The organism is Flavobacterium sp. (genome assembly GCF_040382755.1).
In the GTDB taxonomy this organism is placed as follows: Bacteria; Bacteroidota; Bacteroidia; order Flavobacteriales; family Flavobacteriaceae; genus Flavobacterium.
This window is the reverse complement of the sequence record NZ_JBEIET010000056.1, coordinates 1-13,425: the sequence shown is the minus strand read 5'-3', so window position 1 is coordinate 13,425 and position 13,425 is coordinate 1. Positions and strand designations below refer to the sequence as shown.

General features: G+C 31.6%; 10 protein-coding genes. 2 read left to right on the top strand and 8 right to left on the bottom strand.

What is annotated here, in order from left to right:
* From fsa to ABWO04_RS06695, 8 genes are all read right to left on the bottom strand, one after another.
* A partial coding sequence (gene fsa, locus ABWO04_RS06730) for a fructose-6-phosphate aldolase (RefSeq protein WP_353078490.1) occupies positions 1-606 on the bottom strand: 606 nt, incomplete at its 3' end.
* 100 nt (positions 607-706) lie between these two features.
* Positions 707-1,510 (bottom strand): SDR family oxidoreductase, encoded by an 804-nt coding sequence (locus tag ABWO04_RS06725; RefSeq protein WP_353078488.1) that lies wholly within the window; start codon positions 1,508-1,510, stop codon positions 707-709.
* A complete protein-coding gene (locus ABWO04_RS06720) occupies positions 1,510-2,400 on the bottom strand; it encodes a DUF3667 domain-containing protein (protein ID WP_353078486.1) in 891 nt (296 codons plus the stop codon). Before ABWO04_RS06720 ends, ABWO04_RS06725 begins: the two co-directional genes overlap by 1 nt.
* A gap of 84 nt (positions 2,401-2,484) precedes the next feature.
* Complete coding sequence (locus ABWO04_RS06715) at positions 2,485-2,673, bottom strand: hypothetical protein (RefSeq protein ID WP_353078484.1); 189 nt, start codon at positions 2,671-2,673, stop codon at positions 2,485-2,487.
* A 34-nt stretch (positions 2,674-2,707) separates the two neighbouring features.
* Positions 2,708-4,303 (bottom strand): T9SS type A sorting domain-containing protein, encoded by a 1,596-nt coding sequence (locus ABWO04_RS06710; RefSeq protein WP_353078482.1) that lies wholly within the window; start codon positions 4,301-4,303, stop codon positions 2,708-2,710.
* 72 nt (positions 4,304-4,375) lie between these two features.
* On the bottom strand, positions 4,376-4,624 hold the full coding sequence (locus tag ABWO04_RS06705) for a hypothetical protein (RefSeq protein WP_353078480.1): 249 nt from the start codon (positions 4,622-4,624) through the stop codon (positions 4,376-4,378).
* A gap of 83 nt (positions 4,625-4,707) precedes the next feature.
* Positions 4,708-6,123 (bottom strand): MBL fold metallo-hydrolase, encoded by a 1,416-nt coding sequence (locus tag ABWO04_RS06700; protein WP_353078478.1) that lies wholly within the window; start codon positions 6,121-6,123, stop codon positions 4,708-4,710.
* 108 nt (positions 6,124-6,231) lie between these two features.
* Positions 6,232-6,615 carry a DUF983 domain-containing protein gene (locus ABWO04_RS06695; RefSeq protein ID WP_353078476.1) on the bottom strand — a complete coding sequence of 128 codons (384 nt, stop codon included), beginning with the start codon at positions 6,613-6,615 and terminating at the stop codon, positions 6,232-6,234.
* A gap of 199 nt (positions 6,616-6,814) precedes the next feature.
* Here ABWO04_RS06695 and ABWO04_RS06690 point away from each other — a divergent pair, with 199 nt between their 5' ends.
* Positions 6,815-8,608 (top strand): BamA/TamA family outer membrane protein, encoded by a 1,794-nt coding sequence (locus ABWO04_RS06690; RefSeq protein ID WP_353078474.1) that lies wholly within the window; start codon positions 6,815-6,817, stop codon positions 8,606-8,608.
* Between the two features lie 191 nt (positions 8,609-8,799).
* Positions 8,800-13,425 (top strand): beta strand repeat-containing protein (locus ABWO04_RS06685; RefSeq protein WP_353078472.1); only part of this gene is annotated, 4,626 nt, incomplete at its 3' end.

Here is a 13,425-nt window from a genome sequence, read left to right as displayed (position 1 = left end):
AGTAAGTGGGTGTTTTAATAATCCAGTAATTGAAGATAAAGGTCCTGTCATTACATCAGCACCAATTTTAGCACAATTAACAACATGCATAGTGTGACGCACAGAAGCCGCTAAAATTTGAGTTTCAAAACTATAGTTGTCATAAATTTGACGAATTTCATCAATTAAATTTAAACCATCTGTTGAAATATCGTCTAAACGACCTAAAAATGGAGAACAATAAGTTGCTCCAGCTTTAGCAGCCAATAAAGCTTGACCCGCTGAAAATATTAAAGTAACATTGGTTTTTATGCCTCTATCTGAAAAATATTTACACGCTTTAATTCCTTCTTTAGTCATTGGTAATTTTACTACGATTTGTTCGTGTAAATCGGCTAATTCTTCACCTTCTTTTACCATTCCTTCAAAATCTAAAGCATTTACTTCTGCACTTACATCGCCATCTACAAGATTACAAATATCTAAATAATGTTTTAAGATATTGTTTTTTCCTGTGATACCTTCTTTAGCCATTAACGATGGATTTGTAGTTACGCCATCAAGAATTCCTAAAGCTTGTGCTTCTGCAATGTCTTTTAAATTTGCTGTGTCAATAAAAAATTTCATGTTTTTTAAATTTAAATTTGTTGTGTGTTGTTTGTGAGTACAAAAGTAGGAAATTGAAATAGAATATTCTATTTCTTTTTACAGATTCTACTTTTTGATTTTATAATTTATAATGATTCATTAGGATTTTTTCGTACATTTTATCTGGTAAAATTCGCTTCAAAACAATAGAAAATTTTTGCATAAATGCACCTACTTTATAATGAATTTTTGGATTTTTGGTTTCAATTATTTTGTGAATTGCTACAGCCATTTCAATAGGGTTACTTCCGCCAGAAACATGCTCATTCATCATATTAAGTTGATTTTGATATACCGTTTCGTATGCAGAACCTTGTTTTACAGGAGCATGAAATCTTCTGGAAGCAATATCGGTAGCAAAATCACCTGGAGCCACATTGGTAATATGGATTCCAAAGGATTTAGTTTCCATTCGTAAGGATTCGGTTATTAATTCTAAAGCACCTTTTGAAGAAGAATAGACACTTCTAAAAGGTAGACCCATATATCCTGCAATAGATGTAATATTAATAATTAAACCACTTTTTTGAAGCCGCATTTGTGGTAAAACCGCTTTTATGGTAGCTATAGGTCCAAAAACATTGGTTTCAAAATTATTTTTAATTTCTTCTAAGGGAATTTCTTCAAGTGGTCCTGTAATTCCGACGCCAGCGTTATTTATTAAGACATCAATTCTGCCTTCCAAAAGTAACACTTTTTCAATACAAGCTTCAATTGAAGTCATATTGCGAACATCTAAATCAATTAAATTAATTTTAGAATTAGAAATTGCAGCGGTATTTCTACTTGTACCATACACAATATAATCTTTATCTAATAAAAATTCGCCAATGGCTTTTCCAATTCCTGATGAACCACCAGTGATAAGTATAACTTTTTTCATTAAATAGTGAATAAGATGTAAAGAAAAAACAAAATAAAAGTAGAAACAAATATTAGTGTATTTAAAAAATAGATAACAAATAATTTCAATATACTTTTCATAAAACTTTCTTTATAAAAAAGAAAATACGCTTTTATGAAAATTACATTTAAAAATAAAAATATAAATATTCCAAAGTAACCACGGATTTCATAACCAAATAATCCAAAAATTTGATTTAATAATGCAGTTAAACTAGAAATCAACAAAAAAGAAGCGAAGTAATGAAACGTAAAAATACCATGATCAAAATACCACCATTTCTTCTTGTTGTGCGTTAGCCAAAGCGTAAATGCAAAAAAGGGCATTATTAAAAACAACCATTTAGGTAAATTTTGTAAGCCTTTATGCAAAGCCTGAAACATAATTTGTGTAGGCGTATAATTTTCCTCTAATTTATTAAATTTTTCATCTAAATAATTTGCATTAACTTCTTGTTTTGCAGAATTTTTTGTAATCTTTTTTGACTCCTTATTTTTGGTTTCAATTATTAATTCAGATTGAGTACCTTTTAAGTATTTATTTTCAATTTCTTTAAAAGTAAAAGAATTAAAAATAATAAACGAAATTATATTTATAAAAATAAACAATCGAACAGGCGCCATAAAGGCTTGTCTTTTACCTGACAAATAAGTTAATGACAGTTTTTCTGGCTGAATTAATAAATATTTAAGTGCTTTCCAAAAACTAGAATCATAGTGAATTAAATCTTCTAAAAAATGAGTAAACAAATAATGAAATGATTTTTTAGTTTCTGTATTTTCTTGTCCACATGATGGGCAAAAACGCACCAAAACAGAATCGCCACAATTTTGGCAAGTGCTATCTTCTCTTAATTTTCCGTGACTCATTTAACATAATTTAATGTGGTAAAATTAAATAAAAAAAAGTGCATACAAAAGTTTGTATGCACTTTAAAAACAGATTGATAAAAGTTAATCTTTCTTTTCTTTCTTTTTAGAATCACATGATGCTTCTTTTTTATCTGATTCACCACAACATTTTTTACCATTTACAGAACATGATTTTTCTGTTTTTACTTTCTTCTTTTGTTTTGGTTCTTGTGCATTTAATACTATTGAAAATAAAAATGCTACGGACATTGCTAAAATTAATTTTTTCATTTTTTTTTAATTTTTAAATTGTTATTAATTATTATTATTTGATAATGAGTTTTTTTGTGCAATAAAATTTATTATCCAAAATAAAGGTTAGAAACTGCACTTTTTCAGTGGTATTTGATAATTTAAAATTCATTGAATTGTTTCCTATTTGTAACCCATCAATTTCTCCATCATCTACTATTTGCCCGTTTACATTCGTTACAAAATAATCTAATGTTGCCAAATAAGGTATGTTGAAATCTATTTTTACAATGTCATCTTGAGCTGGATTAGGAGATACAACAAAAGTAAAATCATTCTTGCCTTCAATACTAATTTGTCCCAAGGGCAAATTTTTAATTAATTTTACTTCGTAAATAGTAGCACTCGCACTTGTAGTATTCGTTTGATTATTTGTAAACGGATTTTGAGATCCACTATCAATACCACCAAAAATATGACCAATAACAAATTCATTTGCGGTAATATCATTCAGTTTTATTACTTCATTTGAATAGTGAGGCAATGTTTTATTTGGAATAAACTCGGCTCCTGCGCCTTTAAAATTAGGCATCTCTATATCTAATTTATACTCAGACAACTCACCATTTGCTGCACGCATAGTTCTACTTATAGTTTTCACAAAAGGCACATTATTATCTTGTACCAAAGTAGTTCCGTTATAATAATACTGGCTAATTCCACCAAAAAACAAATTGTGCATTTTAGTTGTGGCGCTATCAAATAATCCAACTTTTGCACTATGATAATTACTCAAATACTGATTAAACTGTGTTTGAGGATAATATCCATTAGACTTAATATCTACTGGATACAAAAAGGGTAAATCAGCATTTATTTGAAAAACACCCGATGAAATCGTGTAGCCTTCCTCTCCATTTGGAAAAACTTGAGGTACTAAATTATAATCGCGGCGATGCAAATGAACCGCATCTTCTACGAAAGAATAATTAGAAAAACTTAATTGTAAACCTGAATTATCAATATTAAATTTTTGTATTTTATTTATATAAGTTTGTGTAAAAGTTGGATTATTCATTGGATTATATCTTCCTGTAAATATCTGACCACCAATTAAATAAAAATTAGTTCCAATTTTACCCAATTGTCCTCCTGTATTTTGAAAAATCGGATTGGCTATTTGTTTAAAATTTCCTGCAATTGACGTACCATTTATTACCGAATCAATTAAATTGGGCACATTAATACTTGTTAATTTATCAAACGTTACGTGATCATCAAGTGAGGTTGAATACGCATACCCACCTATGACATACAATGTATTTCCGTCTTGATAAAAGTTAAAATTTGTGGCTTGTAATTGCTCTTTTAAACCTATAGATAAAGTTTCTAATGACACAGACCACGATTGTTGTGTAGCAATATCTACTACATAAATCAGATTGTTATTTTGTGAATTAGGAAAAGCATTAAATGGTTGTCTGGCGTGAACACCATCTTTTCTTCCACCAATAATTAACCATTTTCCGTTATGTTGAGCAAAAGCATACGAATGTAATCCTGGTAAAGTAGATATTGTAATAGGCGTAATTTGTACATTATATTCAAATGTACTTTGTGCAAATCCTACTTTGTAAAATAAGATTGCAAGGAAAATATATTTTTTCATTTTTTTTATACTAATAGTTACACTGTTGACAACAAGATTGTGAAAACAGTAAAATAGATGTTTTGTATGTAACTATGATATAATTTTAGGCGGTTGCCAAATGGTATTTTGATAGTTAGATAGTAAATTTTTATGATAAAATATCTTTTCTCTTTTTGAAGTAATTATAAAATTTTGAGGGGTAGCTGAATATATTTTAGTTGTAATATAACTCACCGGAGTAAAATTTAAACTCATAATAATTTTACCTTTTTCGCAATTCTTGTCAGTATCAAAATCAGATTTAGTACAAGAAGAAATACAAGATTCGTTCCACTGCATTTTTAAAACTCTCACAGATGGAAGAGCCATTAATGCGGTTAAATAAAAACAAAATATATAGGCAAATAATTTCATATAAAATCTTACTTCAATACCTTACTGGCACACATAAAATCGGTTTTAGGAATATTGGTTTTCGCAATGGCATTAAAACCACCTTCAATTTCAGAAAAATTTCTATATCCACGCGCTTGTAATATAGAAGCCGCAATCATACTGCGGTATCCCCCAGCACAATGCATAAAAAAATGTTCGTTTGGATTGATGTCTTTCACCCAATCATTAATATAAGCTAAAGGTTTACTGTAAGCGTCTTCAATATGTTCAGCTTCGTATTCACTTTCTCTTCTAATATCTACTACTTTACTTTCGCCAATTTTAACTTCATTTTCAAATTGAGCTGCGGTGATTCTATGTACAGTATCCACATCAAATCCAGCTGATTTCCAGGCATCAAATCCGCCTTTTAAATGTCCTAAAACGGCGTCGAAACCTACTCGAGATAATCTGGTAACAGTTTCTTCTTCTTTACCAAAATCTGTAACTAAAACAATGGGTTGATTGACATTAGCTATTAAAGCACCTACCCAAGGCGCAAAATCACCACTAATTCCAATATTTATAGATTGAGGCACAAATCCTTTCGAAAAATCTGCAGCATTTCTTGTATCTAAAATCAAAGCGCCACTTTCATCAACAAGTTGCTCAAAGTCGGCAACATCAATTGCGTTTTTTCCGTTATTTAAAACTGTTGAAAAAGATGGAATTCCTTTTTTATTCATAGCTACATTCATACCAAAATAAGCTGGCGGAGGCAATAAACCATTGGTAACTTCTGCAATAAATTCAGCTTCGGTCATATTAGCACGTAGTGCGTAATTTTGTTGTTTTTGTTCGCCTACAGTTGAAACCGTTTCTTTGCTCATGTTTTTTCCACAAGCAGAACCCGCGCCATGTGCTGGATATACCACAACATCATCTGCTAAAGTCATTACTTTATCTCGCAATGAATGAAATAAAATCCCTGCCAATTGATCTTGTGTCATGGATGCTGCTTTTTGAGCTAAATCTGGTCGACCAACATCACCAATAAATAAAGTATCACCAGAAAATAATGCCGTATCTTTTCCGTTTTCATCTATCAATAAATAACACGTACTTTCCATGGTATGTCCAGGTGTGTGTAGCACTTTTATTTTAATATTCCCAACTTCAAATATTTGATTGTCTTCAGCTGAAATGATATCAAATTCAGGTTTTGCCGTAGGTCCGTATACAATTTTCGCACCGGTTTGCGTACTCAAGTCTAAATGTCCCGAAACAAAATCAGCGTGAAAATGGGTTTCAAAAATATACTTTAGTTTTACATTATCTGCAGATAACCTATCCATATAAGGAGCTGTTTCGCGTAATGGATCGATTATAGCTGCTTCGCCATTTGAAGTGATGTAATAGGCACCTTGCGCCAAACAACCTGTATAAATTTGTTCTATTTTCATATATTAATTAATTTTTCAAATGGAAATTGAAATCATTTTCATTTAAATACGATACAAATTTAGTAGTAATTTTTAAATAAAATTGTGATAATTATCATAAGATTATTTTTAATCGAAAAATTCATCGTCACTATGAAAAAAAGCGGTTAACCAAATAATTCTTGATAAACGCATAATCCAAGGTTGTAATAGAATTAAAAAGAAAATATTAACTGGCAACCACCAAAAAATTTCTTTATTTTGAAGTGTATATCCTGTTACATAAACCCAAATTGCGAATGTAATTAATGAAAAACCAACCGTTAAACCGTAACTAACATAACCCGTTCCTTGGAAAAAACCAGGTTCAAGTTCCGTTCTTTGGCCACAAACACTACATCTTTCAACCATTTTATTTCCGTTTGGAAAACTATACCATTTATTTACAAACATCTTTCCTTCGTGACAACGCGGACATTTAAAAGATAATAAATTTTTTAAAAATACGAACATATATATTATTTTTTTTACAAAGATACTACAACTAAAATAATGAAATGTGATATATGTTACAAAGGAAAAAAATCTATATATTATTACTATTTAATGTGATAGTAATTTTAATTACAAATATGATTTGTTACTTAATTTAATAGTAATTTTGTAAAACAATGTTAATATGATTTTCAAATATAAAATAACACTATACCTCTTGATACTTTTAAGTTATCAATTGGTTTGTGCACAAGAAAATCAGATACAAAAAGATACTTCAAAAGGCTATCGCGCGATTGAAAAATATTCTAAAAAAAGAAAATTTACAAAATTTATTCATAAACTTATTTTTCATTCGGTTGAAACAGAAAAAGTAACAAAAAGTAATTTTCAAAAAATAAATACAAAAAATTATGCTGCTTTTGAAGGAAAAATTATTCGAAATATCCATATTAAAACCTTAGATCCATTTGGTTATTCAGAAACAGATTCATTAAAAAGTCCAAAAAACTTTGCTGAAAAAGCAGGAAATGCATTGCATATTAAAACGAAACAAATAGCAATAAAAAATTTACTTTTAATTAAGAAAAATGTTCCGTTAGATTCACTTTTAATGAAAGAATCCGAAAGGTTAATAAGAAGTCAACGTTTTACACGAAGCGTGGCATCTGAAATGAAAATAGTTGCCCAAGATTCTGTAGATGTGTATTTAACCATTTTAGATTCTTGGAGTTTGGCACCCGATGTATCGCCTACAACTACCAAAACAAAATTTTATCTTAGAGAAAGAAATATATTTGGTTTAGGACACGAACTTGCCAATTCGTACACCAAAAGTTTAACAAGTAAAGAATTTGGGTACAGCTTTAATTATTTTGTGCCTACTATAAAAAATTCATTCATTAGTACGCGTTTGAAGTATGAAACGGATTTTGATAGAAATTACGATAAATCTGTAACTATTGAAAGGCCATTCTTTTCTGCTTATACGCGATGGGCAGGTGGAATTCAGTTTGGACAAAATTTAAACAAAGTAAATGCTTTAGATGCAAATCAAACACAAAGAATTCAGAATTCGAAATTTAATTATCAAGACTATTGGGCAGGACGTTCTTTTCAAATAAATAAAGGAAAATCCGAATATGATAGAACTACAAATTTTATTGCAAGTGCCCGATATTTTAATAAAAATTATAGCGACACCCCATTTATAAATGCTGATAGTTTAAATGTTTATAACGTAGAAAAACTATATTTAGTAAGTTTCGGAATTACTTCAAGAAAATTTACTCAAGACAAATATATTTTCAATTTTAACGTGGTGGAAGATGTAGCATCAGGTTTTGTTTACAGTCTAACTGCAGGATATCAAAAAAAATATAATGAATACAAATTTTATGCTGGTGGAAAAATGGCATTGGGTAGATACTATAAATTTGGTTATTTAAGTGGAAATTTAGAATTTGGCACCTTCTTAGATTTGGGAAAAACCAATCAAACTGCCACTAGTTTACAACTGGTTTACTTTACCAATTTACAAGAATATGGAAAGTGGAAATTCAGGCATTTTATAAAACCTCAAATGATAATTGGTAACAACCGTTTGAATACTAATTACGATAGACTTTCGTTAAACGAAGACCGAAATGGCATTGAGGGATTTAGCAGCACTACCCTTTTAGGTACTAAAAAACTACTAATAACCCTTCAATCACAAGGGTATTCGCCATGGCGTTTTTTAGGTTTTCGACTAAATCCTTACATGAGTTACACCGGAGGAATGTTGGGACAAGAAAATAGTGGTTTTAGCAATAGCAAACTATATTCGAAAATAAGTGTGGGCTTAATTATCAGTAATGACTTTCTTGTTTTTAGCTCGTTTCAATTTTCACTATCGTATTATCCAAATATTCCAGATGGCAATTCTATGTTTAAAACTAATGCCTTCTCCACTTCCGATTTTGGTTTACAAAATTTCGAATTTACAAAGCCTGGTTTGATTGGGTATTGATAGTTTATATCTAAAATAACAATAAAATAGAGTTTTTGTTGTTTTATAACAATATGAATATGATGAATTCTCCAAAAAAATATAGTATTTTTGTAAAGAATTATATAACTGTTGTTATAAAATTTCATATATTAAGAATCAAAGTTTGCTATCATAAAATAGTAACAACTTGTTAAAATAAAAAATCTATTATGTGGGGATATTATAGAGATCTAATATTTTTAAAAAATTATATAATTCAAAAAATTGGAATACTAGCAATAATATTTTGTGGATTATTTTCAAATATAATTTTTGCAGATTCCGTTAATTCTGAATTGAATTATGTTTCAAAAAATACACTAGCTACAAGTTTTACTACTAACCCAGCTGCTGTTAATGGTACAGTTACAGTCTGTCAAGGACAATCTGTTACCTATACTAACACATCAACAGGTGTGGGAAGCAACCCAACATATGCTTGGTCTTTTCCTGGGGGAAATATTACATCTTCTGCATTAGCAAGTCCACCTGCTATTATATATAATACATTGGGTACATATACTAGTACATTAACTATTAATGGTATCAGCAGTAGTGTTAGTGTATTGGTTACTACAGGTACTCCAAGTAATCCTATAATTACAGTTACACCAAATGTTGGTTGGGCAGTAACTTCATTTAATAGTACTAATTATTTTAATTATTGCGCTGATGGAGCAACTGGAGGAATATTTTTGTTTTCTACAAATTCAACTAATACAAATTCAAGCTCACAACATATTATTGATTGGGGTGATGGTTCGCCAATTTCTACAACTACATCAGCTAACATTACTGATGATTTTCATGTTTATGCTACTAACGGAATTTTTCAAATTACATATACAGTAATTTTACAATCTGGATGTAGTTATACCAAAACGTATAATATTTTTATTGGTGCCAATCCCACAGCTTCAATTATAAATAATGGAGTTCCTGTATTATGTAATCCTGGAAGTGTACAATATTCAATTATACCAGGTGCTCAAAATACTTTTGGAACAATTTATACCTTTCAAGTAAACGATAGTACTCCTGCACAAACATTTACACATGCTCAGGTAATTACGCCTGGATTTTCAGTAACTCACAATTTTAATACAGTATCTTGTAATACAAGTTCAAATATTAATGGCACCGTTTATCCTAATTCGTTTCAAGCTTCAATTACAGTTTCAAATCCATGTGGTACTAGTTCAAGTGCTATTGGTCCTATAAATATTCAATCAAAACCAAATGCAAATATTTCAGCAAATCCAGCTAGTAGTCAAATTTGTTTAAATACATCTGTTATTTTTACAGACACTACAATTCCTGGTACAAATATTGGTTCAAGTCCAACTTTTACTTGTTCACAAACTTATAAAAGATATTGGCAAATAACTGGTCCATCAGGAATTTTTACGGTTCCTGCAACAGGAATTCTTCCCGCAAATTCATTTATTTCTGTTGTAGGAAATTTAGGTTTTAATGCAAATTTACCTAATAACCCATCGATTTGGACCAGCACAGCATCGAATGCATTAAATATTACTTTTAATACTCCAGGAACATACAGTATTACTTTATTTACTTCAGGATCAAATAGTTGTGGAATATCATCTCAAACAAAAACCATATGCGTCAACCCTGAAGTTATTGCTGATTTTACACTAAGTCCAACATCAGGTTGTGCGCCCACTACAATAACTTTAGATAACTTATCAAGTTTGCCTGGTTGCGCCAATACCAATGTATATGCTTGGCAAGTAACTCACACCAATCCTCAAAATTGTCCGAATGCTACTAGTTCTGGTTGGAGTTTTAGTACAGGAACAGCTTCCTCTTTTGAACCTGAAATTACTTTTACAAGTGCTGGAATATATACTATAAAGTTAACAACTTCATTACAAAATACAGTGGCCGGAACATTATGTCAACCTGACGTAAAAGAACAAATTATAACGATTAAAGACAAACCAAGAACTACACTAACTTCTCAAACTATTTGTGAAGGCACAACTTTAACCTTAAATCCAACTGTTTTTAATTGTTATGCCACGCAAGCGGTTATTTACACGTGGGATTTTTTAAGTAATCCTGCAGTTACTATTTCTGATATTAATGCCGCTAATCCAACAATTACATTTGCAGTCCCTGGAATATATAATTACACATTAAAACTTGAAAACGAATGCGGTTTTAATACGTTTTCGAGTGTAATAAATGTAAATCCAGCAGTTCAAATTACTGCTTCTGGACCTACAGCCACTTGTTTAAATACTGGTATTCCATTAACAGGTTCGATTACTGGTGGGGCTACAACAGGAACTTGGACAGCTTCGATAACTGGAGGAACATTTTTACCTAACGCAACAACTTTATCACCAACTTATACACCGCCAGTTAATTATACAGGAACAATAACTTTTACACTAACTTCTGCTGATCCTGATGGACCTTGTCCTGCTAAAACAATTTCATTTCCAGTAGTTGTTAATGGACAAGCAACCGCGGAAGCCGGCACATATAATCCAGTTTGTCAAAACGGTTCATTACAATTAAATGGAACAGTTGGTGGGGCTGCTTCGTCAGGAAGCTGGACGTCTTCAAATGGAGGAACTTTTTCCGATGCTACAAGTTTAACGAGTACCTATTCGCCTCCAGCAGGATTTATCGGAACTATTATTTTAACTTTAACTACGAATGACCCTCCAGGACCATGTAATTCAGTATCAGACAACGTAACCATCTCGGTAATTCCTACTCCAACTATAAATACTATTTCGAATGTTGTTGTTTGTCAGGGTGGAAGTGTTGGACCCATTTCTTTTTCAGGAACATCTGCAACAAATTACTCGTGGACGAATAGCAATCCATCAATCGGACTTGTAGCTACAGGAACAACTGCAATTAGTTTTATTGGAACAAATACAACAACTACTCCCATCACAGGAACCATTACAGTAACACCATTTAATACTAGTGGAGCTACTTCATGTCCCGGTACACCAACTACTTTTACAATAACTGTCAATCCTAAAGGACAAGTTAATACCATTCCAGGACAAGTCGTATGTAATGGCGATTCTGTAACAATAGCAAATTTTTCAACTACTAATACTGGTGGAACTACTACCTATGCATGGACTAGTAGTAATGCTGCTGTAGGATTAACGACTCCAGGAAGTGGGAACCTACCTGTTTTTACCGCAGTTAATAATACTAGTGCTCCTATAAGTACTACAATTACAGTTACGCCTACTTTTGAAAATGGAGGTGTAAGTTGTACAGGTACGCCTAAAACAATTACGATTACAGTAAATCCCACAGGGCAAGTTAACCAACCAAATAACGTGGTGTTTTGTGCAGGAGCAGCATCAACTACAATTCCATTTACCAGTTCAAATACGATTGGAACAACATCGTATACATGGACAAATGACACTTTAGGAATAGGCCTTAGTGCTTCAGGATCAGGAAATATTCCTGTTTTTACACCTGTTAACAATACTTCAAGTCCAATAGTAGCCACTATAACAGTTATTCCTACTTTTTCAAATGGGGGTAAAAGTTGTATAGGGCCTTCTAAAGTATTTACCATTACAATCAATCCTAGAGGTCAAGTAAACAATGTTTCAAATATTATTGTATGTAATGGTGAAACAGTACCAGCAATTTCTTTCTCTACCAATATTACGGGTGGAACTACTGTATTTAATTGGGTTAACAACGCCCCTTCAATTGGATTAATGGGAAGCGGTACAGATACTATGCCATCTTTCCAAGCTATAAATAATGGTACAACTCCTATAACTGCATCGATAACAGTAACACCACAATATACAAATTCAATTACTTGTAGTGGATCACCATTAACATATACAATAATTGTTAATCCTTCTGCAAAAGTAACAACCGTAACAAATAAAACGGTTTGTAATGGGACAACGTTAGCAGCCATTAATTTTGCAACATCTAATACTAGTGGAAGTACTTCTTACTCATGGACGAATGATACACCAAGTATTGGTTTAGGAGCAGCTGGTAATGGGAATATAAATGCATTTGCTGCGATAAATTTAGGAACAAGTCCAATTGTTGCAACAATACAAGTTACACCGAGTTATACCAACAATGGAATAACGTGTTCTGGATTATCAACAAGTTTTACCATAACAGTGAATCCAACAGCACAAGTAAATACAATTGCTAATCAAATTTTATGTAATGGAACAACTACTGCTGCAGTAACTTTCTCAACCAACAATACTGGAGGAACAACAACGTATAGTTGGACCAATTCAAACCCTGCAATTGGATTAGCGCTTTCAGGTACTGGAAATATTAATGCATTTAATGTGACTAATAATACTGCAAGTCCAATAATCGGTACAATTACAGTCACCCCTTCTTTTTCAAATGGAACGCCTGCTTGTACAGGACCTACACAATCATTTACAATCACAGTAAACCCAAGTCCTGCAGTAAGCTTCTCGCCTACTAATCAAACCATTTGTTCGGGAAATACTACTGCCTTAGTAACTTTAAGTAGTACTACTTCTGGTGCAACTTTTACTTGGACAGCTGCACAACCAACTGGAATTACTGGAGTAACCACCTCTGGAACCAATACCATTCCTGTTCAAACATTAGTAAATACTACTAATGCACCAATAACCATTACCTATGCAGCTGTAGCAGCAACTAACGATGCTTCTGCCTGTGCAGGGATTACTTATAATTATACAATTACGGTAACACCTAGACCAAGCATTACTGAAAGTTTTACTGATGCAATTTGTAGTGGTGGT